This window comes from Lacunimicrobium album, assembly GCF_052161635.1.
Taxonomy (GTDB): domain Bacteria; phylum Planctomycetota; class Planctomycetia; order Planctomycetales; family Planctomycetaceae; genus SXPC01.
Window position 1 is genome coordinate 4425415 of the sequence record NZ_CP197413.1, and the last position, 24860, is coordinate 4450274.

Sequence of the window (24860 nt, forward strand, 5' to 3'; positions counted from 1 at the left end):
AGAATTCGAGGAGTCTTTCGCATGAAAGTCCTCGTCGCTGATCTTCTCGGCAGTCCGGCTCAGGAAGCACTTCTTCGCAGTACTGTCTCGACCATTTCGCAGTTTGCAGACGTCACCCTCGCTGCGACGGTTCGCTATCACGACCATCACAGCCATGGCCTGTCCATCTATCAGCGACTCCTTTTACCGGAGTTTGGTTTCGAATCAGCGCGCCAGTACCTGTCAGGTCTTGATCAGATTCGCAAGCTGGTCGAACTTCGTCGGCACCTTGCGGCCAATTCGTATGACCACATCGTCATTCTCAGCTACGAAACGGTTACGTTCTCGCTTCTGTGGAATCGCAAGACACGCTGCTGGCTGATCAATCACACCAATCTCAACGAACTCTGTCATTGTCGAACGCGTCGACTTCTCTTCAGTCGACTCGACTCTCCGACCAGGCACCTTGTCTTTTGCGAAGAGTTCGCAGACATGTTGCGGATGAAGTACGACTTCTGCTCCGAAGTCATCCCGTATCCCATGCTGCCACGTGAACTGCCGCCGAGGCCATCGGTCGAGTCGAGTTTCGAGCCGCCTGTCAAACGCCTCTTCGTCCCCAGTCGTCACGGCTGCCGGGACCATGGCATCCAACTGCGAGACCTTGCGCTCAGTCGAAACGATATGAACGTCATCATGCGAGGCGATACGGAGTTCGTCTCCCGCAGACTGACCATCTGCAGACAATTCACCGACTATCACGACCAGATCGCCAAGTCCGATGTCGTGCTTTGTGCTGGCGAATACCATTACCGCGTCTCTACGGTCGCATTCGATGCGCTGTCGGCTGGTAAACCGATCCTGATGTGGGACGGGCCGTTCGCCAACTTCCTGCGTCGACAATTCCCTTCGCTGATCAAGACCATCTCCAGCATCGACCAGATTCCGGAACTGGTTGCGACGATCGACCCGCAGGCTGTCGACTTCGAATCCTTCCAGAAGATCCACCATACCAACCAGATTGCTGACCGCTGGCAACAACTTCTCTGTCGCACGATCCGCCTCTACACGCCACCAGTTGAAGCAACTCCTGCGACCTCGCGACGCGCTTCCTGAGTCCCGTTTGACACTTTCGCTTCTCCAGTCGCTATACTGGAGTGATCGCCCACCATGCCATCAGTAAGACGCAGGTGAGTCCTACCGAACCAACCCCAACGCGATGACAAAAGCCAAACGAGCGTTGAGAGCTCAATTGGTGCGGTTCGAAGACTCACCAGCACCCTACTTCGATTTCAAAATTGTTTTTCACTAACTTCTCGGAGCCCTCCTCATGCAGCCACTTCGCTCCACACTCTTTCTCCTGTTCACCCTCCTTCTGACAACGTCGCTGTCTGCCGCTGATGATAAGGATGAGAAGCCGCCTCTGGATGATAAGGAAAAAGCCTTCGTCGAGCTTCTCACAGGCGCGAAACTGACTGGTAGTTTCACGATGCGAGGCCAGGACAAGCCGATTCCTCAAGGCGAGAGCTACGAGATTGTTTCGGTTGAGAAGGTCCAGCCCGATCCCGCACAGAAGGCTTACTGGCTGATCAACTCCCGGATGAAGTTCGCGCAGGTCGATGTCGTCGTCCCTGTCCCGATCAATGTTTACTGGGCCGACGATACGCCTGTCATGTCTTTGACTTCCGCCGCGATCCCTGGTCTGGGAAGTGAATTCGGCTGCCGGGTCCTTTTTTATGAGAACGAGTACGCTGGCACGTGGTCTCACGGCAAAAAAGGTGGCCACATGTTTGGCAAGATCGAAAAAATGAAGAGTGAGAAACCCGCTGCGACTGTTGAGAAGTAAGTTCATTCTCCCCCATTCGATCTTCTAAGCGGCAGGCAAGATTGAATGATCGAGTGCGAATTCGACTGGGGTCAGCTAACGATCCTGACGCCAGCCACCCAAGTCATCATTTCCACGAACAAATTTCATGTCGAACTCTGAAACCTCCAATGTTCTCGAACTTCCGCATCTGGACCCGCGTGGGAAAACCGACGAACAGCTCCATCGCTGGACCGGGGAAGTTTATGAGCAAGCTCTGCCTCAGCTCGCGCGATCGACGTCGCATTGGTATTACATCGTTCTCATTGCTCTTTTGCCCGGGCTGATGTCCGCGATGCGTCTGCCTCTCAACAATGCCTCTGCGATCTGGGGGCTTCTCTCATTGGAGTACCTCAATGTCCATCACTGGCTGTGCCTGATCGACCTGAGCGCCTGCACCTCCGAACCGGCCATCATGTATCAGCCTCCTCTGAACGGCTGGCTGGCGGCGCTGGCACAGCATGTTCCGACGCTGCTGCCTCTTAATCGACACTGTCTGCCGGCGTACCTTTCGCTGGTGGCGTCCGTCTGCATGATTGCCGTTGTTGCGCGACATTATCTGACTCCCCGCGGGATGATCATTGCTGCTCTTCTGCTGGGTGTCTCCGGGCCGTTACTGGAAGATGTGCGGACGGGATCCTCTTTGATTCCCGGGATCTTCTGCCAGCTCGCGATCTGGGATGTCCTGATCCGCTCACAACGCCCCAAATCCAAAAACCGCGAGAAGCTTCTCATTGCAGCTGCTGCGCTGACGGGGCTTTTATTTCTCATCAACTCCATTATTGCGCTGGCGAACTTGATCGCGGTTCTCACGTGGCTGGTCCTGAGCAACTTCGCGATCAGCGAACCTGCTCCTGCTGCGCCTTCTCCTTCGGTCGCAACCGACCGACCTCGTCGTCCTCCTCTCCGGAAATCACACTGGCAATATCTTCCTCTGTGTGCTGTCGCCTTTCTAATCGCTGGTGCCTGGTGGCCAATGTTTATGTACGCCAGTCACGGCGGGAACTTTATTATCGAGACTCTCGGCTGGCCCAGTGAATTCGCCCCGTGGTATGTCGATATGCAGGGCTCCGCCTGGGAGGATCTGGTCCAGGGAGGCGCGATTCTCTCGATTTACAGCATTAAGCTCATGATTGGTGCGGCGCTCTGTGCTCTGCTGGGGGCCACGGAAGTCGCGGAGTTGAAAGACAAACAGCGTGCCCTCCGCATGGTCACCGGGTCGATGCTCTTCGGTGTCCTTGCTACGTGGGCTATCTGCGGCGAAATGGACATCACGCTCAAGGCTGACTATCCATTTTGGTCGGTGCTCGTCACTCCTCCTTTGGTCCTCCTCGCGACGGCTGCGATTGATGTTTACTGTCGCAAAGGTCCTGTGTCTCGTTTCTCCAATCCTCTGCTGTGGTCTGCTCTGGCGATCTTCTTCTGGGGCGTTCTTCCTGACGACTTCGCCTCATGGCTTCCGATTGTCACGTTGCTTGTAACGACATTCCTGCTCACGATTCTGATTCGCTACCATGAAGGACGCGGCTCATTTCTGAAATCGACCATGGTTGTTCTCATGCTCGTGCTCTCGGTCTGGACTCCTTTTCCGACACGAGCTCCTGCGAAAGAAACGGCGATCAACTGGTTTCAGATCACCCGTCAAACGGAGAAAGTCACGTGGTCGCGTCTTCTCGTGAATGACCCGCCTCCGCCGCGTCTGCTTTACGCGTTGCATCGACTCTGGCCTTCCACCGGCTTCGAAATGCTCGACCAGCAGCGTTTCCCGACATCCTTCAAGGGGACTGATGACTTTCCCGAAGGAGACGGTGTCATCGTCTTCTGGGGTGTCGAGCCTTACCTTCCGACCGATGAAGAGCAGCGCTGGAAATACCATCTGATCACCCAGCCGCAATATTATGCCGGGGCAGAGCTCTTCTTTTACCGCGTCAGCCGGGTTCCCAAGACGATTAGCCTGGCGGTGAAAGGGGCGAATGAGGCGGTTGACGCTGCTTTTTCCACTCCGTTGACGACGCCTGCTGGCTCCCAACCGGTGAAGAATCCAGCGGCAGCAGCAACCCCTGCGACTCAGCCTGCGGAGAAAGCGGCCAATCTCCCGCCGCCGAAATGAGGTTTACATAGCTGGCGACCCGTAGTAGAGTTCCGACCTCGAAGTACTCGATTTCTCCACCACTCGTCTGCCATGGAAGGCTCGACCTGTGATCTCGACTCCTGTCATCATTGCATTGCTGGCTGTCACTGCCCTGGCTATTGCGGGCATTCTGGTCTACCGACATAAACGCTATAAGCACTTCGCTGTCCATCAGGAAGGACTCGTTTATCGCAGTGCGTGGCTGCGTCCGGACGTTTTTTCTGAGCTGATCGAGCGTCACCAGTTCCGCACGATTGTCAACCTGTGCAAACCTGGCGAACTGGGTGAAGATCGCTGGAATAAACAACGCGTCGCCGTCACCAATGCCGGCTGCCGCCTTGTTGAGCTCAATATGCCGTTCGAAATTGAACCGGACGATACCAAGCTCGAACAGCATGTCGCCCACTTCGCTGACCCGAACAACTATCCCATGCTGATCCACTGCCAGCACGGCGTTACTCGTACCGCCAAGTCGATCGCCATCTACGATATGGTCTTCCGCAATATGACGGGCGACCAGTCGCTTAAGTCTATGCCGTTGTTTGGTCGCAAATGGCACAATGTGAATGTCACTAGCTTCGTGGCGGCATTCGATGAGCAGGTCGCTGAGAAGTGGCGTCAGAAAATGACTGGAAAACTCAATCGCTTGAAATCTGCGGCATAATTTCTGGTTCTTGTCGTAGTGAACGGAGGAGTTTCGTCACGGGAGCTTTTTTGGCGCTCTCTGCGACATTCTTTCCTGTTTTTTCCAAACAGTTCCGCAACTGCTGCGTTTTCACCTGTCTGTGAATTCCCGGTGAGATTCGTCTTTACGGGCCGAAAATCTTAACAGTGAGGTTGATCGGTTAATCCTATGGCGTTTATGATTGAATAGTTGTTTTGACAACAATCGCGGTTGTTGCCTCGATTCTTGTCCCTGCCTGTGACGGAAGACGCGTCTTCTGTTCCTGCCTGTGTTGTTCCTGCCAGAGTGTCGAGCGGGTCACTGATCGTGGTCACGCTCGGTCTCTTGATATCTGTCTTCCGGAGCGACTCGACTCCAACCTCGAAACGTGATGGGATGCCCTATGATTCTCCGGCTCGCCGCTCGCCTTAGTCTCGCTGTTGCTACGCTGGTCACTTCAATGATGATCTTCGGCGACGTTGCTCAAGCTGCTGACCCACTCGATTGGCCGTATTGGCGCGGTCCGGAAATGAATGGCATTTCGCGTGAGAAGAATATTGTTGGCACCTGGGATCCTTCCGGCGACGAAGGCAGCAACCTTCTGTGGAAACGTACGGATCTTGGGACTCGCTCCACGCCGATCTATCTCAATAACCGCATCTACCTTTTGACTCGACACAACCCTGGCACGCCACAGGAACAGGAAAAGGTTGTCTGCGTCGATGCTGACAGCGGCGACACCCTCTGGGAGAATATCTTCAACGTCTTTCTGTCGGACGTTCCTGATACCCGTGTCGCGTGGTCGTCTGTCTGCGGTGATCCAGAGACGGGCAATATTTTCGCGCTCGGCGTGTGCGGCTTGTTCCAGTGTATTGATGGCGAATCGGGAAAGACGATCTGGCAGCACTCACTCAGCGAAGAATACGGCATCCTCACGACCTATGGCGGACGTACCAACTATCCAATCATTCATGAACAACTCGTCGTCATCTCCGGCGTGAACACTGGCTGGGGCGAAAATTCTCGTCCGGCTCACCGGTTCCTCGCGTTTGATAAACGCAATGGTCAGGCCGTCTGGTACGAAGGGACGCGCCCGTTTCCTGAGGACACGACTTATAGCGCTCCAGTCCTGGCCAACTTTAATGGGCAGTTGGCTCTCGTTGTGGGAGCAGGCGATGGGGACGTCTATGCGTTTCAGCCTCGTACTGGCAAGATTATCTGGAACTACCGCGCCTCTGCTCGCGGGATCAATACCACGCCTGTTGTCTTCGATAATCTGGTGATCTGCGGTCACAGTGAAGAGAACGTTGATTCCACTCAAATGGGGGCGCTGTTTGCACTGGACGGAAACAAGTCTGGTTCCCTTAAGCCCGGGGAAGAAGTCTGGCGTAACAAGGAAATGTTCATCGGCAAGGTCGCACCGATCTATGTCGACGGTCGCATCTATGCTATCGACGATTCCGCTAAGCTGCTCGTTGTCGATGCAAAAACCGGTAAGCAGATTATGAAGAAGTCGCTGGGAACCATGCAGCGCAGCAGCCCGATCTATGCCGATGGCAAGATCTTCACCTGCGAAGCCAATGGTCGCTGGTACGCCATGAAGCCGACGGAAGATGGCGTCGAGTTCACCCACAAGATGCGTCTGGATGGCGAAGAGTCCAACGGCTCTCCGATCGTCTCCCACGGCAAGCTGATCATCCCCACCAGCGGCGCGCTCTACTGCGTTGGTCGTCCGGAAGTTCAACCATCGGCTGATCCGATCCCGGCTCTGGCTGACGAAAAGCCGATCAGCGAGGACCGCGTTCCAGCACAGGTTCAAATTGTTCCCGTTGAATCACTGCTCCGACCAGGGATGAAGCAACAGCTTCAGGTTCGTCTTTTCAACAAGAACGGCCAGTTCATTGAAGTGGCCAAGCCGGAAGACGTCAAACTCGAACTGAATGGTCCGGGAAAGATGACCAAAGGCGGGGAGAAGCAGGATCTTCATTACTACGTCACACCTGATGAAGATGCAGGACACGCCACGGCCGTCATTAACGTCGACGTCAAGGGCCTGAAATCACTGGCCCGCGTGCGTGTTGTTCCCGAGCTCAGCTGGAAATTCGACTTCGACGATCTGCAGGTTCCCGGCACGTGGATCGGTGCCCGCGTCCGACACGTCCCTCTCGATTTCGATCTGTATGAGAAGCTGAAGGATCAGGATCCCAAGGCAGGCGGGCTTTACATCTACCTGCACACCAACTTCTACAACACAGCCAAGCCGTCTGTGACGTTCGATGACAGCACGCCACGCGAAACGTGGACCGAGATGCTTCGCTACTTCGATCTTGATCGTGAAGGGAAACCTAATACCGTTGAAGAAGCCAAGGTTATCTTCGATCCTCTGCTTGAGAAACTCAAAGCAGAGAACGTTGTCGCAGACTGGACTTGGGAAGAATGGTCCAAGGAAGTCGGCGGCACCAAGTTGACAGGACCTAAGCTGACAGTGAATCAAGGCAAGCGAGCCGAACATGGGAATGGAGTTCTCTGTAAGATCTCCACTGTTCCTAAGGGAACCCGCAGCCAGGCATGGATGGGGCAACCCGGCATCAGTAATTACACCATTCAGGCCGATGTCTACGGAGTTTCTGATGGTGTTCGTCGTCCGGATATTGGTTTGATCGCCCAGCGTTACACCCTCGACATGATGGGCGAAGCGCTGAAGATTCAAATTCGCACCTGGCCGTCGTCTGATTACCGCATCCATAAAGATCTGCCGTTCACCTGGGAAGGCAATACCTGGTACACGATGAAGTTCAAAGCCTCTGCAGGTGAAGGAAGCAAATCCAAACTTCAAGGCAAGATCTGGAAACGTGGCGAAGAGGAGCCAGCCGATTGGATGGTCGAAATGGAAGACGACATTCCCAACACCATCGGCAGCCCCGGTCTGTTCGGGAATGCCCAGAAGACAGAACTGTTCTACGACAATTTGACTGTGACCAAGAACGACGAGTAGGCACGATTTCGTTCCTGCTTCTTTGAGGAGAGCGGTTCTAAATTCCTTCTCCCTTTGACGGGAACGGTTTCAAATTTCTTCTCCCGTGATGGGAGCGGTTTAATTTCCTTCTCCCTTTGATGGGAGAAGGTGCCCATAGGGCGGATGAGGGTGGCCGCGAGGCAACGACCGACTCTCATTCTGCCATCAGACTCCAGGCAATGTTCTTGAGTCTTCTCGTTCCATCAATGAAAATAGCCCTAACAAAAATACTCGAAATGCCAGCCATTTTGGAGCCCTCTATGTTTCTGCCACGCATCCTTGCATCATCCATGATCGCCCTGCAGTGCGTCGCTTTGTCGACGTTTGCAGCAGATAAATACGATCCTTCCGTCCTCGCTACCAAAGACATCACGAGCAAGAACGTGAAGCCGGGCGACTGGCCTCAATGGGGTGGCTGGAGCGGTAAGAATAATACGCCCGAGGGCAAAAACATCCCGACGGAATGGGACATTGAAGCCGGTGAGAACATCGCCTGGCAGGCCAAGCTTGGCTCGCAGTCGTATGGCAACCCTGTGATCGCCAATGGCAAGGTTTATGTCGGCACCAACAACGGAGCCGGGTACGTCAAACGCTATCCGGAATCGGTTGACCTTGGCTGCCTGGTGTGCTTCGACGAAAAGACGGGCGAATTCCTGTGGCAGGCCTCCTCACCCAAGCTGCCGACGGGACGTGTCCACGATTGGCCGCTGATGGGAATCTGCTGCTCGGTCTACGCAGAGGGTGATCGGGTCTGGTATGTGACCAGTCGCGGCGAAGTTGCTTGCCTTGATGCCAACGGTTTTCGAGACGACAAGAACGCAGGTCCATTCGAAGCCGAGACGTTCACTGGAAAAGAAGAAGCCGACTACATCTGGGTCTATGACATGATGGGTCAGCTCAATACGTCTCAACACAACATGTGCAGCTGTTCGATCACGGGGCATGGCGACATCATCTTCGTCTGCACTTCGAATGGTGTCGACGAGTCTCACGCCGTCATCCCATCACCCAATGCGCCGAGCTTCATGGCGATGGACAAGAACACTGGCAAAGTCCTCTGGACCGACAACTCCCCGAGTAACAACATTCACCACGGCCAATGGTCTTCCCCAACCTACATCGAAGCCAACGGTCGTGCTCAAGTCCTCTTTGGCGGCGGGGACGGCTGGCTTTACAGTTTTGCACCTGAAGGCGATGGGAACGGCAAGCCGAAACTCTACTGGAAATGTGACTGCAATCCGAAAGACGCTGTCCTGATCCTCGGCGGTCGCGGAACTCGTAACGACATCATTGCGACGCCTGTTTTCTATGACGGTCTGGTTTACGTCGCTGTTGGACAAGATCCGGAACACGGCGAAGGGATTGGACACCTCTGGTGTATTGATCCGAACAAAGACGGTAATGTCAGCGCCAATTTGGCCATCGGCAAGGATGGCAAAGAAATCCCTTATCGACGCATTCAGGCCGTCGATCCAGCTGCGGGTGAGAAAATCGAGCCAAATCCCAACACGGCGATTGTCTGGGCGTATGATAAGTTTGACGCCAATGGCAATGGGAAAGTCGAGTTCGAAGAAACGATGCACCGTACCATTGGGACTGTTGCCATCAAGAATGACCTCCTGTTCCTGGCGGACTTCTCTGGTCTGTTCCACTGCATCGACGCCAAGACCGGCAAGCCATACTGGGTCTATGACATGTTCGCCGCGTCTTGGGGATCTGCCCTGATCGTCGAAGATAAGGTCTATATCGGCGACGAAGATGGCGATATCGCGATCTTTGAACTGAGCAAAGAACAAAAGCAGATCGGCGAAGTCAGTATGGGCAATGCGGTGTACAGCTCGCCCGTCGTCGCCAACGATACTTTGTTTATTGCCAATAAATCGGTTCTGTTTGCAATTCGTCCAAAGGAATAAGATTTTCTCTGACAGGAATGCGTGACGTCCTCGACTACCCTTCGAGTGGCGTCACGTTTCTGTTCCGGGGATGCCAGGCTCGTCCGGTTTGGTGTTGCTGGTTGTCAGTCTTCGCGAACCTTTTTTACTGGTGAAACGCCCGGCTGCTGACCATGACAAATTCGACTGCCCATGAGAACGATACTGCAGCCATGACCGCTGCCGGGCTGTCGTCATTTGATTATCAGCCACAGACACGAGTCATCTTCGGGCCGGGTTCGGTTTTGCAGATCGGTTCTGTCGTCAAAAGCCTGAACGTCAGTCGCGTTCTCCTTGTGACTGATCCGGGTATCAAAAAGGCAGGCCACGAAGACAGAGTGAAAGAACTTCTGGAATCGTCCGGATTGACTATCAATCTCTATGATCAGGTTACTCCGAATCCGACGACCGACGATGTTCATCGCGGCGTCGAATTCGCCCGCAGTTTTAGTCCCGAAGTGATCATCGCCCTCGGCGGTGGCAGCAGCATGGATGCCGGCAAGGGGATCAACTTTGTCCTCACCAGCGGCGGGCAGATGCAGGACTATAAGGGGATCGGCAAAGCCAAAGGCCCAATGCTCCCCTTCATCGCAATTCCGACAACGTCAGGGACAGGCAGTGAGGCACAATCATTTGCCGTCATCGCCGACCCCAGGACCCATCTCAAAATGGCCTGCGGCGATAAACGAGCCATGGCCAAAGTTGCGATCCTCGATCCGGAACTGACCGTCACCATGCCGCAGCAGGTGACGATTGTCACGGGTATTGATGCCATCAGCCACGCGGTCGAAACTTATGTGACGAAGAAGCGGAATCCTTTGTCGCAGATGTTCAGCCGGACGGCCTGGCGGATGTTGGTCACGAGCTTTCCCAAGGTTCTGACCAATCCGACCGATGTCGATGCCCGTGGGCAGATGCTTCTTGGTGCTCACTTTGCAGGCCTTGCGATTGAGAACAGTATGCTCGGTGCGACCCACGCCGCCGCGAATCCTCTTTCGGCGCATTATGACATGGCTCATGGTATCGCCATCGGGTTGATGCTGCCTTATGTCGTCCGTCATAACCAGTCGGCGGCGTCGTCACTTTATGCTGAACTCGCCTGTGATGCCGGGCTGTGCGAAATCTGTGATCCCGCTGCTTCGGAAAAACTGGCGTCGTTTCTCCAGTCTCTGGCTCAGCAGGCTGGTTTGCCAACGACGCTTCGATCGGCCAACGTTGACTTTTCCCTTCTCGGGCAGCTTGCCAGCGAAGCGTCCGAGCAATGGACTGGTACTTTCAATCCGCGTCCCATGACGGTCGACGATTTCCAGTCACTCTATGTCTCCGCGATGGGCTGACGAAGACAAGGAGACGCGACATGAGTGACTTTCGATTCAACCTGCCTTTCCGGTGCATTGCTATCTTCGCAATCATTACGATTGCCATGGCTGTCCGAGTTTCTGCTGATGAGCCCGCCAAAGCTGCGGATTCCTGGCCTTCGTTTCGCAATAACCCTCAGCTCACGGGTGTTGCCTCCACGAAGCTACCGACAAAGCTGACGCTTAAGTGGAAGCTTCCAACCAAAGACGGCGTGCCCGCGACCGCTGCTATCGTTGAGGGTCACGCTTATATTCCGGTCCTTGATGGCGAAGTCTGGTGCGTCGACATCGCGACTGGCAAGAAGGTCTGGACCTATCAGTCCCGTTCCGAAGTCCCGACTAACGGTTTCCTCCCCGGCTTTAAGTCTTCTCCACTCGTGACGAAGTCCATCATTGTCGTCGGTGACGAAGAGGGCTTGATCCACGGCATCGACCGGGAGAAGGGAACACGGGTCTGGATCTTTGAAACGGGTGGCGAAATCGTCAGCTCGCCGACGCTCGCGCCTACCAAGCCCGACCAGCCGCCGCGCATCGTCATCGGCTCCTACGACAACAGCCTGTACTGCCTCGAAGTCGCCACCGGTAAGAAAGTCTGGGAGTTCGCCTCCGAGGGCTACGTCAACTGTACCCCCGCCATCGCCGGTGACCTGACGTTTGTGGCAGGCTGCGATGAAGACTTCCGCGTGATTGATCTGAACAACGGCGAGCAGAAGAACATTCTGGCTCTCAAGTCGTATCTCATTGGTTCTCCCGCTGTTATCGACGAGACCGTTTACATCGGCACCTACGCAGGCGAACTGATCTCCCTCAACTGGAAGACACTCGAACGCAACTGGACCTACAAACTCGATGAGTCCCGCCCGTACGAGATTCACTCCTCAGCCGCTGCGACTGATCAGTACATTCTCATCGGCGGCCAGGACAAAAAGCTGCACTGCGTTGATCGCGCGACTGGCAAGCAGGTCTGGACGCTGGCTACTAAAGGACACGTTGATTCTTCCCCGGTCGTCGTCGACAATCGGGTTTTTGTCGGCAGTAAGGATGGCAGCCTGTACGAAGTCGACCTTCCCACCGGCAAGGTTCTCTCGAAGAATTTCATCGGCCGCAACACGACCGCCTCGCCTGCCATCGCAGAAGGTGTCCTGATCATCGGCTCCGCGAATGCTGCTGGGGAAATCCACTGTTACGGAGAAGCGAAATGACTGCCACAGAACTTCTCCAATTAGAAACCGAAAAGTTCACAAAATTCGTCTCAGGATTGATCGCCAAAGATGCCAACTTGAAGATCACTTTTGACGACGCTGTTCGACTGTTTCATGAATACGAAGAACGGATGGACCGCCTGCGAGAAGAGTTGCGGCCGGCTTATGAAGCTTGTCAACGTGGAGAAAGTACTCCTTTGAACATGGAGGAGATTCTCGGCGAAGTCTTGGAGGAAATGAGAGCAAAGGGGATCCATTAGATGGCAAACGTCATCAAGTCTCCCCAAGCTGGATACGACATAAAAGGTATCCTTCGATACATCGGAGATCAGTCGGGTTCGCCATCTGTCGTCGTGAAATTCTCAAAGGAACTCGATAACAAATGTGAACAGTATTCACGGCAGCCAGAGATGGGGACGATCTACCACGAACTCTTCCCAGATATTCGTTACTTCACCTTCAAGAGCCAGTATGTCATTTTTTATCAGGAAATTCCCAACGGTATTGAAATCATCCGCGTCCTCCACGGTGCCCGCGACATTGATCTGACCGATCTCCTTTAGAAATCCTCACCTGCGTTGTCCGCCTCTGCGTGGTCACGTGAAGTCCAGACCACCAGACACACAAACGTCAAAGAGGGACCCAAGCCCATGCCTATCGAACTCCCCACCACAACAGCAGAACCCAAAAAGACGGAATCCAAAACGGAAGTCGGTTCTTACTTTGTCTCCAATTATCCGCCGTTCTCCCAGTGGACCAAGGAGGAAGTCCCGAAAGCGTATCAGGCGCTCGAATCCGAACCGGATCGCAGAGTCCCGTTTGGCCTTTACTTGCACATCCCCTTTTGCCGGAAGCGCTGCAAGTTCTGTTACTTTCGGGTCTATACGCAGCAGAACGCGAAGACGATCGACCGCTATGTTGAAGCCCTTGATCGCGAAGTCACCATGCTCGCAGACTTGCCCGGCGTCAAAGGACGCACGGTCGACTTCGCGTACTTTGGCGGCGGAACTCCGTCTTACCTCTCCAGCAAACAACTTCTCAAATTGCGCGATCGCCTGAGTCAGTCGGTCTCCTGGGAAACGGCGAAGGAAGTCACCTTTGAATGCGAACCCGGGACTCTGAATCTTGAGAAAGTTAAGACCCTGAAGGAAATCGGTATTACCCGTGTCTCCCTTGGCGTCGAGAATTTCAACGACACCATCCTCGAAGTCAACGGCAGGGCTCACCTCTCGCCCGAGATTGAACGAGCCTACGGGTGGTTGCAGGATGTTGGTTTTCCTCAGGTCAATATCGACCTCATCGCCGGGATGATTGGCGAGACTGACGAGAACTGGCATCAATGTCTGGAAAAAGCCATCTCGATGAAGCCTCAGAACATCACGATCTACCAGATGGAACTCCCCTTCAACACGATCATCTCCAAGGAGATGAAAGAACAGGGGATCGATAGCCCGATTGCAGACTGGCCGACGAAACGCCGCTGGGTCAGTGAAGCGATCGATAAACTTTCCCCTGCCGGCTATCACGTTTCTTCCGGCAACGAGATGGTTCTCGATGCTGTCAAAGACCGCTTCGTCTACCGCGACAACCTCTTCCGCGGCAGCGACATCCTCCCGGTGGGTGTCTCTTCCTTCGGACACTTCCAGGGAGTCCATTACCAGAATCTCGATCAGCTTGAAGACTACCTGACCACGATCGAATCCGGTCAGCTCGCCATCAATCGCGCCATGGTCCCGACGCCACATCAGAAGCTCATCCGCGAGTTCATCCTCCAGATGAAAGAAGGAACCGTCGACCTGTCTGCCATCGACCAGAAGTTTGGCGTCACCACTTCGGAGCAGTTCGCAGCCCCACTGGCGAATCAAAAGAAAGCGGGCTATCTTGACTACGACAACAAGCAGGTCACCCTGACTCGCAAAGGCCTTCTCCAGGTCGATTCCCTCCTCACCGAGTACTTCGAACCCCAACACCGCAGCGTGCGATACACATAGGCGCTGGGCGTTAGTCACTAGGCGCTAGGATGACTCAAATTCCTGCGTCGAACACAATCCAAGCCTCATGTTTTTCGATCTCAGCCATAGCCCGCCTCGCGCATGTATTTCCTAACGCCTAACGCCTAATACCTAGCGCCTACCATGAATGCACTTGCTGAACTGAAATCTCTAACCGCTCCTTTCTCGGGCACGAGCCAGCTGTTCGAGATGGTCGAGCACGTTCCGTCGTCGACCGTGCCAGAGCCGTATAAATCGCTGCTCGTTCACGAACATCACATGACCGTCACGATGGAGCAACACCACAACTGCACCGTCGATGTTGAAGTTCTGGCTGAACTTCTCGAAGGAGAGTCTTACGCCCGCGAGATTATTCTTCGCAATCATGCGACCGGGCAAGTTGTTCAATACGGCCTGATCCGCTTCGACTTTCAGTACGTTACCAAATCCGTCAAGGATCAGATTCTCGCCAAGCAGACTCCTCTGGGCCGTGTCCTGATCCTGCATAACGTCCTGCGTCACATCGACCTTGGCGCCATCCTTGAACTCAAAACCGGGCCACGTCTGACCGACATCTTCGAATGCCCTCCCGGCAGCAAAACCTATGGCCGCCTCGCTACGATCTTCTGCAATAACAAACCTGCGGTCGACCTGCTGGAGATTTCTGTCCCGCTCTGAATGCCCGTTCTCTATTCACGACATCGCGCTTCTTTCATAGCTTCCAAGCTCGTTCATTACTTGAGACTTCGATTCCTGCTCTCTTCTCCCCTGGCAGCAATTTCCAGTTCAACCCCACAACGTGAGTTTCGAGGACAGTTGGATCTCCGGGGGTGATCTTCCCGGCGTGCTTGAGTTCTCGGCCATCAAGTCGAAATAGATCGATCTGCCATGGGTAACGACCGATGATCATGACTTCCCGTGTCTTGACCGACGCATAGAAATCGAGTTTCTCAAATGCCCGGTCTCCTGGCGAGAGAATTTCAATCGCCAAATCCGGCCCGCCCAGCATGAACGTCTCGCGGTCTTCCGCAGGATTGCCCTTCAGGAAGACAGCCACATCTGGCACGCGATAGTTACGCGTCCAGTCTTCCCGGTCAGAGACATTGACGCCTGGAAAGATGATGGTCCCCGGTTCGCAATTTTGTTCCAGAATTGAGAACAGCTTGCCAGTCAGCCACTGATGCTCAGTATTCGCGATGGGCGACATCATGTAAACACCCTCCCAGACCTCATCGAATTTATCGAGCCCCTTCTCGCGACGCTCCTTAATGAGCATCTCTTCCATCATCGGATCATTGATTACTGCAACCATGTCGTCTCCTCGAATACATGACTACCATAATACCGATGTGATGTCCGCTTTGCACCTTTTTCCCCACCTCCAAACACATCTTGGCCCAACCCCCCGTCATCTGCTATTTCTCCACTATCAATTTTGTGTTCTTCCGTGTCCTTTGTGGTGAAACGTTCTCGCTTCCATGGCCTCACGTACGACAAGACCTGGCTTCGACTTCTGTGTCGCCATGCAGGCGTTGTGTGTTGACGTGACGAATCGTCTGGAAGTCTTCCAGCATATCCACATGGATCAGGTCCTTGTCACCTTCGCTCAGGCTCGGCGCTCTCATCTCCATGGCCTTCAGGCCAAGCTGACCCCGCTTCGTTTTGAAGGCGGTTCGCGCACTCAAAAACGCCACGGCAGAACCTGGACCATTCCCCGTCTTCACCACAACGCGCGGGAATGCCTTTACATCCTCACCTTCTATCTCCCGCGGTTTCAGAACCAGACATTCCGCGAAAAGATGATCACTGTCCTGCACGAGCTCTACCACATCAGTCCGGAGTTCAACGGCGATATCCGCCGCATGACCGGCCGCTATCATGTCCACACGCACAGCCAGCAGGAATACGACCGTTTGATGGGCGAGTACGTCGACGAATACCTGCATTACAACCCGCCGCCCGATCTGTATGCCTTCCTGCAGGAGAACTTTACCGGCCTGCAACAGCGCTACGGTTCTGTTATGGGGCTCAAGGTTCCGATTCCCAAGCTAATTCTCTGGGATGGCAAGCGTTCTGCGTAGCGCATTCAGCGTGTGTTGCTTTCACTCACCAGATCGCCCGACTCTTCGATTTCTTTTAGTCAGGAATACTCCTGTTCTGTACACTTCGCCACTCTCCTGGCAGGTTCCCATAAAACTCCTCTTGCCGACCTTTGCCAATCGAACTACAGTCTCTCCCCAAATCGACGATAGGGACATCGTCGATGAACGCTCCCCAGTGGGAGCATACTTCCAAGGACGGAAAAACACGCCATGCGCGTTGCGATATTAGCAGGAGGATACGGAACTCGTCTCCAGGAAGAGACGACTGTTCGTCCCAAGCCGATGGTCGAAATCGGCGGCATGCCCATTCTGTGGCATATTATGAAACACTATACCCACCACGGGTATAACGACTTTTACCTCGCCCTGGGCTACATGGGCGAGTACATCAAACGCTATTTTCTCGACTGGTATTCGCTGTCAGGCCACCTGTCGATCGACTTCACATCGGGTGAGATTCACCGCGATCAGCGTCCTTATGAGGCCTGGAAAGTCAATGCGATCGATACGGGCAAAGACACGCTGACTGGCGGCCGGATCCGTCGTCTCAAGCAGTGGCTGGGCAACGACACGTTCATGGTCACGTATGGTGATGGTGTCAGCGATGTTGACGTCAAGAAGCTGTACGAATTTCACAAGTCACATGGCCTTCTCGCCACCGTGACGGCTGTCCGCCCGCCAGCACGTTTCGGTGGTTTGATCTTCGAAGGAGATCGCATCAGTCGGTTTACTGAGAAGCCACAGGCTGGTGAAGGCTGGATCAACGGCGGGTTTCTCGTCTTTGAACCTGGCGTCTTCGATTACCTGCACGCGGATCAGCAGTCTCTCGAAGCAACTGCTCTGGAAAAACTCGCTGCGGATGGCCAACTCGCTGCCTACAAGCACGACGGCTTCTGGCAGTGCATGGACACCATGCGAGACAAGACTTACCTCGAAACACTATGGCAACAAGGCAAAGCCCCCTGGAAGACCTGGGAGTAAGGCATTCACCACCAAGACACTAAGGACACCAAGTTTCACAAAGCTTTGATTCACAACTTCGTGACCCTTCGTGCACTTTGAGACTTTGTGGTTAAGGATTTCCAACATGAACAATAAATTCTGGCAGGATCGCAATGTACTCGTCACTGGCGCGACCGGACTGGTCGGAAGCTGGCTGGTGAAGCGTCTGGTCGAAGCAGGCGCTTCGGTTGTCTGTCTGGTGCGTGACTGGGTCCCTCAGTCGGAGTTCTATCGATCCGGACTCGATAAGCACTGCCGGATCGTCAACGGCGATCTGTGCGATCAACTGCTGCTCGAACGGACGATGGGTGAATACGAAATCAAGACGGTGATGCACCTGGCGGCTCAGACAATTGTCGGGATCGCCAACCGCAATCCGGTGTCGACGTTTCAATCGAACATTGCCGGGACCTGGAGCCTTCTGGAAGCCTGTCGTCGCACGCCGACGATTGGTGAAGTCGTCGTTGCGTCGTCTGATAAAGCTTACGGCGACTGCGACGTTCTGCCTTATACAGAAGAGACGCCTCTGGTCGGAATGCACCCTTACGATGTCAGTAAGTCGTGTGCAGATCTGATCTCTCAGGCATACGCCAAGACTTACTCGCTGCCCGTCGTTGTCACTCGCTGTGGCAACTTCTATGGCGGTGGTGATCTGAATTTCAACCGCATTATTCCCGGAACGATGCGATCACTGCTCAATGGAGAGGCGCCGGTTATCCGCTCGAATGGCAAGTTCATTCGTGATTACTTCTATGTCGAAGACGGAGCCGCGGCTTACATGCTGCTTGCTGAGAAGCTGGCTGAGAAGCCTGAACTCAAAGGCCACGCCTTCAACTTTTCCAACGAGATTCAGCTCGATGTTCTCCAACTGGTCGAGAAGATCCAGGCTGCTCTCGGGACTGATATCCCGCCAGTCGTTCTTGGTCAGGCCAGCAACGAAATCATTCACCAGTACCTGAGCGCCGCCAAAGCCCGTGAGGTCTTAGGTTGGTCCCCCCTGTTCGACTTGTCCGAAGGATTATCAAGGACGATTGCATGGTACCGCCACTTTTTGAAGCCTTCACTGGCACATGTCCCTACGGCCACACACACAACGATACCATTTCCGAACAGCCCAGCTGCCGGTCATGTGGCCAAGTCGGCCTGACGCAAATCCTCTCCCTGGGGAAGACGCCTCTGGCCAACGCGCTGCTGACCGATGCGCAGCTAGGTCATCCCGAGCCGACGTTCCCTCTCGAGCTGGCGTTGTGTGAATCGTGCTCGCTGGTGCAGATCACGGAATCTGTGCCTCCCGAGCAGATGTTCCGCGACTACGCCTACTTCTCGTCGTTCTCGGAAACGATGCTCGAACACGCACGCACACTGACGGGCAAGCTGATTGCCTCACGTAACCTGGGCGCTGATTCTCTCGTCGTTGAAGTTGCGAGCAATGATGGTTACCTGCTGCAGAACTACCATAAGGCCGGCATTCCGGTCCTGGGTGTCGAGCCGGCGGAGAACATCGCCCGCGTCGCTCGTGGCAAGGGGATCGAGACGGTCAGCGAATTCTTCGGCATCGAGCTCGCCAGCATTCTGGCGGATGAAGGTCGGAAAGCGGACGTCATTCATGCTCACAATGTGCTCGCTCACGTGCCGGATCTGAACGGCGTGGTCGCTGGCTTTCATGAGTTACTTAAAGATGATGGCGTTGTCGTCGTCGAAGCTCCTTATGTCAAAGATCTGATCGATCATGTCGAGTTCGACACGATTTATCACGAACACCTCTGCTACTTCTCGTTGACAGCTCTCGATGAACTCTTCTTGCGAAACGGGCTGATTATCGTTGATGCAGAACGAGTCGCGATCCATGGCGGGACGCTGCGAATCACGGCACAGATTGCTCATCCCAATGCGCATATGGAACGGACTCCGCCGGTCCAGAAACTGATCGACGAAGAAGCCCTCTGGCGTGTCTCGACGTTCCAGGCCTATCACCCGTTTGTCTCCAAGGTCGCTGAACTCAAACAGCAACTGACAACTTTTGTTCGTCAGCTTAAGTCGGAGAATAAACGGGTCGCCGTCTACGGTGCCAGCGCCAAGGGAAGTACGCTCCTCAACTACTTCGGACTGGGAGCCGACGAGCTCGATTATGTCGTCGATCGCAGCACAGTCAAACAAGGCCGCTACACGCCTGGCACGAAGCTCAAGATCTTCGCTCCCGAGAAACTCGTCGAAGACAAACCGGATTATGTCCTGCTGCTGACGTGGAACTTTGCCGAAGAAATTCTGCGCCAGCAACAACCATATCGAGAGCTCGGCGGGAAGTTCATTATCCCGCTGCCGGAGGTGAAAGTCGCTTAACTCGATCTTGCCTTTCCCTGTCTCCTCCGTGCCCTTTGCGGTGAAACCTCTTGAACATCCAGCCAACAAAGATTGACTCTCTCTTCGTCATCGAGCCGACCCGGCTGGCTGATGAGCGAGGCTTCTTTGCCCGGACGTTCTGTGAGGCGGCCTTTCGGGAGCACGGCATCGATCCGACGATTCGCCAATGCAATGTCTCATTCAATCACAAACGAGGCACGCTGCGTGGCATGCATCTTCAGCGTGAATCTCATGCGGAAGCGAAGCTGGTGCGTTGCACCCGAGGAGCGATCTATGACGTCATCGTTGATGTTCGACCGGAGTCGCCGACGTTTTGTCAGTGGGTCGCATTCGAACTCTCTGCGGACAATGGCAGGCAGCTTGCGATTGGCAAAGGACTGGCTCACGGTTTTCAGACTCTGACGGATGACGCAGAGGTCTTTTACCAGATGAGCGAATCATTCCATCCCACATCGTCGACTGGTTATCACTACAACGACCCTGCCTTCCAGATCGAATGGCCACTTCCCGTTGTCTGTCTCTCTGACAAGGACAACGCCTGGCCGTTGATCCAACTTCAAACAACCTGATTCACTACGAAGTCTTATAGAAAATTCATCCACATCCCATTCACTTAACCCCGCATCCTCTTTGTGCTTCTTTGAGCCCTTAGAGCCTTCGTGGTGAACTCTTCTCAGGACCGATCGCATGCAGCCGCACATCCAAACTCAGTCAGCCAGGCGGACGCTCACGCAGGAACAAATCGACTTCTTTCATGAAGAGGGGTATCTCTACCTCGAAGGTTTCTATGACTTCGATAAAGAGATTAAGCCAATTCAATTCGGCATCTATCAGCTCATCAAACTGCTGATCGCTAAATATGACCTGCCGATTGAACAGCTTCCATTTGCTCCAGAGACGTTCGACGATGGCTATCAGGCGCTGATCAAAGCCAGCCGGTCTTACGGCGGTGAGATGTACGACGCGGTCAAGCAGATCCCGGCGTTCATGCGACTTGTCGCCAGTGAAGTTCACGAAGACCTGCTCAAGCAGATTCGCGGGACGGACATGCCCGCTGTAGCAGCAGGTGGTTATGGCATTCGCATCGATAATCCGAACGAAGCCAAGTTCCGCGCACCGTGGCATCAGGAGTATCCTGCTCAGTTCCGCAGCATGGATGGGGTCGTCTACTGGGCACCGTTGGCAGAGATGACCGAAGACATGGGACCGGTTGTCATGTGTCCGAAATCTCACAAAGGTGGCCTGGTTCGCGTTCATACGAAAGATCCCAAGAACCCCGAGAAGACGGGCGCTTATGCTCTGATCCTTGAGAACGAAGAACAACTAGTCAACAGCTACGAGCAGATTGCTCCGCTTTCGAAGCCGGGCGATCTGTTCCTGATGGACTTCTTGACGCTTCACCAGTCAGGTCTCAATAGCTCGAAGAGGTCGCGCTGGTCAATGCAGTCACGCTTGTTCAACTTCCGCGATCCGACGGGTATGAAAATCAAATGGGCCGGCGGCTTCGCTGCGGGCACGGACCTCAAAGCCATCCATCCTGATCTTTACATCGATTGAAAGACATTCACCACCAAGTCACTAAGGGCACGAAGGCTCACAAAGCCTGAATCCTGTCCTGTTTTTCTTCGTGAAACTTAGTGTCCCTTGAGCCTTCGTGGTTAAGGATTTCTTCTCGCCATGTCTCAGTGTAACGTCTGTCAAAACGAACTCACCAAGCCGATTTATTCGTCGGGGATGCCGCATTCGCTGACCAGCTTATGCGACATTATCCCTGGCTATACGATGGTCTATTTCTGCACCTGCTGCGGTCACGTCCAGACCAATCAGCTGGAAAATACCGATCAGTTCTATGACACCGACTACAAGATCCTCATCGACAGTGAAGACGAAGATCAGCTCTACGCGATCAAAGATGGCGTGAAGATTTATCGCGGCGAGCATCAGGCCAACACCGTTCTCTCGAAGGTGGAGATTCCTCGCGGTGGGAAGATGCTCGACTATGGAGCTGCAAAGGGTCACACGATCCGTAAGCTGCTCGAGAAGCGATCGGACCTCATTCCGCACGTTTTCGATGTCAGCGATATGTACAAGTCGTTCTGGGACAAGTTCGTGCCTTCCTCAAATCAGGCCTGCTATGAGACGCCTGCCAGCTGGAACGGCAAGTTCGACCTGATCACGTCGTTCTACGTCGCCGAGCACGTCGTTAATCTCGAGAGCTACTTCCTTGCGATCACGAACCTCCTCGCGCCAGGTGGAACGCTGTTCTTCACGGTTCCGAACATCCTTGCGAACGTCGCGGACTTCCTGGTTGTTGATCACGTCAACCACTTCACGTGGGCTTCGCTGCGAAATCTTCTCGCGGGGCTTGAGCTTGAAAACATCACGATTGACGATCAGTCCCATGATTCGGCGTTTGTCGTCACGGCTCGCAAACCACAAGAAGAGTTTTATCGACTCAAAGTCTTTGCTCCAGAGAATCAGCAGAACCTGTGGACCGCGTCCGACGAAGCGGGCAATCCTCACCTGCAACTGAAGCATACCATCGACCGCATGGCGAACTACTGGCGTCGCGCTCAGCAGGAAATCGTCAACTTTGAACGTTCACGTTCTAAAGAAGAGCCAGCTGCGGTTTATGGGTCTGGTTTTTATGGTGCCTACATCACTTCGTGTCTGGAGCAGCCTGAGAGCGTTTCTCACTATCTGGATGCGAACCCCTACCGTCAGGGGAAGCAGTTGTTCGGAAAGCAGGTCATCGCACCGGGGATGCTCCCCGATTCGACCCGGCTAATCTACGTCGGCCTGAATCCACGCATCGCAAAAGAAGCGATGGCGCGCGTCCCTGGCTGGGAACATCGATCTCCTGATTTCTTCTTTCTCCCGGAGCTGACCATCGCATGATTGATGGCAATATTGTGACTTTGCGCCCGCCGATCGATGAAGACCTGCCAGTTCTGATGGAGATGCGCAATGACATCGACCTGCAGAAACTGCTGCTCGCCAAGCCACGTCCCAACACCATGCAACGGGTGAAGGATTGGCTGGGACGACGCATGTCCGACAGCACGGTCCTGTTCTTCATCATCGCTGACAAGAACAGCAACAGCTGTCTGGGCTTCATCCAACTGATGATGATCAGCACTCACCACGGCACCGCCCAACTCGGAATTGCGCTGCGTCCTGGCGCGACCAACAAAGGGGCTGGACGAGAGGCGCTCACGCTGTGCGAAGAGTTCGCCTGGAACCGACATCACCTGCGTAAGATTACCCTCGAGGTTCTCGGTTCCAACGCCCGAGCCCTGCACGTCTATGAAGCCCTCGGCTACCGACACGTCGGCGTCTTTACTGAACACTACTTCGCCGAAGGCCAGTATCACGACGTCATCCTGATGGAGAAGCTTCTCAATCGTAACGCGCAGGCGCAGAACCGGGCTGCTTGAGAAGAGATCACCACCAAGTCACGAAGAACACAAAGGCTCACAAAGAGGTGTTCATCATGGCTGTCGATCTCCTTTGTGAAACTTTGTGTCCTTTGAGCCTTAGTGGTGAATGCAGGCCAGCATGACCAAATCGATCGTCATCTCCCAACCGATGTTTTTCCCCTGGATCGGGCTCATGGAGCAGGTCCGGTTAGCGGATGTGTTCGTCCATTATGATGATGTCCAATTCTCTAAGGGCAGCTTTTTCAATCGCGTTCAGATCAAGACCGCGACCGGCGTGAAATGGATGACGGTCCCCGTCCAGCACAACGGCCTTTCGACCGACATCAACCAGACGCCTCTCGATGACGCGACCAACTGGCGGGCTAGTCATCTCGGTCAACTCAAGGGGGCGTACCAGAAGGCTCCGTATCTGAAAGATGTTCTCGAACTTGTCGAGATGGTCTATGCAGCGCCTTCCGGGAACCTCGCGGAACTCTCGATTCGCTCGATTGAAGCGCTGGCGAATTACCTTGATCTGTCGAAAGACACCTCGTTTATTCGTTCGTCTTCTTTGAACATTGGCGGGCAGAGTACGCAGCGTGTGCTCGACATCGTCAAACAGCTCAACGGCAATGTTTACGTCACCGGCCATGGTGCCCGTCATTACTTCAATCACGACCTCCTCGAACGTGATGGGATTCGCACGGAATACGTCGACTACAAACTGACCACCTACCCACAACTCCACGGCGATTTCACGCCGTATGTCAGTACGCTCGATGCGATCGCCAGCCTGGGGCGCGAAGCCAAGTCACTTCTCGTTTCGCCCGGCCTCTATTGGAAAGACTTTCTCACCAGAGCGGGGTTGCCCATTTTGCCATTTGATGATAAGAGTTTCCTCGAACAACGAACCGCCGCGTGACCTGTTCCGAACAAAACATTTACCAGCAAGACACGAAGAACCCAAAGATTCACAAAGTCGCAGATCGAGAGGTTCTGTCAGGCTTTGTGTGACTTAGTGCCCTTTGAGCCTTTGTGGTGAAGAATTCTCTGATTTGAAAGCCCCCCAGTCCCATGTCGACTTCCCCCCAAGATGCCTTTCAGGAAGAAGTCCGCCAGAATATTCGCGGGCTGATGGCTGATAAAGATGTTCAGGCTCTCTCGCGCGTCTGGATGCGTGAGATTACGCCGTACAAATACGCTTACAACTTCACCTGGATGGGCCGACCAATCATCCAGTTTCCTCAGGACATGCTCGCCCTGCAGGAGATCGTCTGGAAGGTTCAGCCAGACCTCATCATCGAGACCGGCATTGCCCACGGTGGCTCATTGATCTATAGCGCTTCGCTGCTGCAACTGCTCAATGGAGATGGCAAGGTCCTGGGGATCGATATTGATATCCGGCCTCACAACAAAGAAGCGATTCTCGCTCACCCGCTGGCTCACCGGATCGAGATGCTCGAAGGGTCTTCGATCTCTGACGAGATGGCTGAGACTGTCCGCAAGCGAGCCGAGGGATGCAAGTCCATCCTCATCATTCTCGACTCGAACCACACACACGAACACGTGCTCAAAGAACTGCAGATCTACGCTCCGCTGTGTACGACGGGAAGTTATGTCATCGTCTATGACACCCTCGTCGAAGACATGCCCGCCCACCTTCAGCCAACCGACCGCCCCTGGGGCCTGGGCAATAACCCCAAGACGGCTGTCCACGAATACCTCAAGTCGACCGAACGTTTCGTCATCGACAAAGAACTCCAGGCCAAACTCCTGCTGACCGTCGCCCCTGATGGTTGGCTGAAATGTATTCAGTAACCGATCAAAGAGTTTTCACCACAGA

General features: G+C 54.3%; 23 protein-coding genes. 22 read left to right on the forward strand and 1 reads right to left on the reverse strand.

The window, feature by feature from the left end; genetic code table 11:
- Window positions 1–21: 21 nt before the first annotated feature.
- From SH248x_RS17775 to SH248x_RS17830, 12 genes are all read left to right on the forward strand, one after another.
- Window positions 22–1092 carry a hypothetical protein gene (locus tag SH248x_RS17775; protein ID WP_459555650.1) on the forward strand — a complete coding sequence of 357 codons (1071 nt, stop codon included), beginning with the start codon at window positions 22–24 and terminating at the stop codon, window positions 1090–1092.
- A 214-nt stretch (window positions 1093–1306) separates the two neighbouring features.
- Window positions 1307–1822 carry a hypothetical protein gene (locus SH248x_RS17780; protein WP_459555651.1) on the forward strand — a complete coding sequence of 172 codons (516 nt, stop codon included), beginning with the start codon at window positions 1307–1309 and terminating at the stop codon, window positions 1820–1822.
- Window positions 1823–1949: 127 nt separating this feature from the next.
- Window positions 1950–3950, forward strand: coding sequence for a hypothetical protein (locus SH248x_RS17785; RefSeq protein WP_459555652.1), 2001 nt, complete (start codon window positions 1950–1952; stop codon window positions 3948–3950).
- Between the two features lie 88 nt (window positions 3951–4038).
- Window positions 4039–4635 (forward strand): protein-tyrosine phosphatase family protein, encoded by a 597-nt coding sequence (locus tag SH248x_RS17790; protein ID WP_459555653.1) that lies wholly within the window; start codon window positions 4039–4041, stop codon window positions 4633–4635.
- 403 nt (window positions 4636–5038) lie between these two features.
- Window positions 5039–7630 carry a PQQ-binding-like beta-propeller repeat protein gene (locus SH248x_RS17795; protein WP_459555654.1) on the forward strand — a complete coding sequence of 864 codons (2592 nt, stop codon included), beginning with the start codon at window positions 5039–5041 and terminating at the stop codon, window positions 7628–7630.
- A 281-nt stretch (window positions 7631–7911) separates the two neighbouring features.
- On the forward strand, window positions 7912–9564 hold the full coding sequence (locus SH248x_RS17800) for an outer membrane protein assembly factor BamB family protein (RefSeq protein WP_459555655.1): 1653 nt from the start codon (window positions 7912–7914) through the stop codon (window positions 9562–9564).
- Between the two features lie 152 nt (window positions 9565–9716).
- Window positions 9717–10919, forward strand: coding sequence for an iron-containing alcohol dehydrogenase (locus SH248x_RS17805; RefSeq protein ID WP_459555656.1), 1203 nt, complete (start codon window positions 9717–9719; stop codon window positions 10917–10919).
- A gap of 20 nt (window positions 10920–10939) precedes the next feature.
- The gene (locus tag SH248x_RS17810) at window positions 10940–12142 is read left to right on the forward strand and encodes a PQQ-binding-like beta-propeller repeat protein (RefSeq protein ID WP_459555657.1); all 1203 of its coding nucleotides are present in this window, start codon (window positions 10940–10942) and stop codon (window positions 12140–12142) included.
- The gene (locus SH248x_RS17815; RefSeq protein WP_459555658.1) at window positions 12139–12402 is read left to right on the forward strand and encodes a hypothetical protein; all 264 of its coding nucleotides are present in this window, start codon (window positions 12139–12141) and stop codon (window positions 12400–12402) included. The genes SH248x_RS17810 and SH248x_RS17815 overlap by 4 nt, the downstream gene beginning before the upstream one ends.
- Entirely contained in the window at window positions 12403–12705 is a 303-nt protein-coding gene (locus SH248x_RS17820; RefSeq protein ID WP_459555659.1) for a type II toxin-antitoxin system RelE/ParE family toxin, read from the forward strand.
- Window positions 12706–12792: 87 nt separating this feature from the next.
- The gene (locus tag SH248x_RS17825; protein WP_459555660.1) at window positions 12793–14133 is read left to right on the forward strand and encodes a coproporphyrinogen-III oxidase family protein; all 1341 of its coding nucleotides are present in this window, start codon (window positions 12793–12795) and stop codon (window positions 14131–14133) included.
- A gap of 144 nt (window positions 14134–14277) precedes the next feature.
- Window positions 14278–14811: a hypothetical protein gene (locus SH248x_RS17830; RefSeq protein ID WP_459555661.1), complete on the forward strand. Its 534-nt coding sequence runs from the start codon at window positions 14278–14280 to the stop codon at window positions 14809–14811.
- A 34-nt stretch (window positions 14812–14845) separates the two neighbouring features.
- Here the strand turns inward: SH248x_RS17830 and SH248x_RS17835 are convergent, their stop codons facing one another.
- The gene (locus tag SH248x_RS17835; protein ID WP_459555662.1) at window positions 14846–15445 is read right to left on the reverse strand and encodes a Uma2 family endonuclease; all 600 of its coding nucleotides are present in this window, start codon (window positions 15443–15445) and stop codon (window positions 14846–14848) included.
- A 166-nt stretch (window positions 15446–15611) separates the two neighbouring features.
- Between SH248x_RS17835 and SH248x_RS17840 the strand changes: the two genes are divergently transcribed.
- The 10 genes from SH248x_RS17840 (at window position 15612) to SH248x_RS17885 (ending at window position 24835) form a co-directional block, all read left to right on the forward strand.
- Window positions 15612–16214 (forward strand): putative metallopeptidase, encoded by a 603-nt coding sequence (locus SH248x_RS17840; protein ID WP_459555663.1) that lies wholly within the window; start codon window positions 15612–15614, stop codon window positions 16212–16214.
- 231 nt (window positions 16215–16445) lie between these two features.
- Window positions 16446–17216 (forward strand): glucose-1-phosphate cytidylyltransferase, encoded by a 771-nt coding sequence (rfbF, locus tag SH248x_RS17845; RefSeq protein WP_459555664.1) that lies wholly within the window; start codon window positions 16446–16448, stop codon window positions 17214–17216.
- Between the two features lie 106 nt (window positions 17217–17322).
- On the forward strand, window positions 17323–18384 hold the full coding sequence (locus tag SH248x_RS17850; protein ID WP_459555665.1) for a Rossmann-fold NAD(P)-binding domain-containing protein: 1062 nt from the start codon (window positions 17323–17325) through the stop codon (window positions 18382–18384).
- Window positions 18273–19577: a class I SAM-dependent methyltransferase gene (locus SH248x_RS17855; RefSeq protein WP_459555666.1), complete on the forward strand. Its 1305-nt coding sequence runs from the start codon at window positions 18273–18275 to the stop codon at window positions 19575–19577. Before SH248x_RS17850 ends, SH248x_RS17855 begins: the two co-directional genes overlap by 112 nt.
- Window positions 19578–19627: 50 nt before the next feature.
- Window positions 19628–20167: a dTDP-4-dehydrorhamnose 3,5-epimerase family protein gene (rfbC, locus tag SH248x_RS17860; protein WP_459555667.1), complete on the forward strand. Its 540-nt coding sequence runs from the start codon at window positions 19628–19630 to the stop codon at window positions 20165–20167.
- Between the two features lie 118 nt (window positions 20168–20285).
- Window positions 20286–21155, forward strand: a complete 870-nt coding sequence (locus tag SH248x_RS17865; RefSeq protein ID WP_459555668.1) for a phytanoyl-CoA dioxygenase family protein — start codon at window positions 20286–20288, stop codon at window positions 21153–21155.
- A 120-nt stretch (window positions 21156–21275) separates the two neighbouring features.
- Complete coding sequence (locus SH248x_RS17870) at window positions 21276–22496, forward strand: class I SAM-dependent methyltransferase (protein WP_459555669.1); 1221 nt, start codon at window positions 21276–21278, stop codon at window positions 22494–22496.
- Complete coding sequence (locus tag SH248x_RS17875; protein ID WP_459555670.1) at window positions 22493–23035, forward strand: GNAT family N-acetyltransferase; 543 nt, start codon at window positions 22493–22495, stop codon at window positions 23033–23035. Before SH248x_RS17870 ends, SH248x_RS17875 begins: the two co-directional genes overlap by 4 nt.
- A gap of 121 nt (window positions 23036–23156) precedes the next feature.
- On the forward strand, window positions 23157–23939 hold the full coding sequence (locus SH248x_RS17880) for a WbqC family protein (protein WP_459555671.1): 783 nt from the start codon (window positions 23157–23159) through the stop codon (window positions 23937–23939).
- A 152-nt stretch (window positions 23940–24091) separates the two neighbouring features.
- Window positions 24092–24835 (forward strand): cephalosporin hydroxylase family protein, encoded by a 744-nt coding sequence (locus tag SH248x_RS17885; RefSeq protein ID WP_459555672.1) that lies wholly within the window; start codon window positions 24092–24094, stop codon window positions 24833–24835.
- The last annotated feature ends 25 nt before the right edge of the window (window positions 24836–24860 follow it).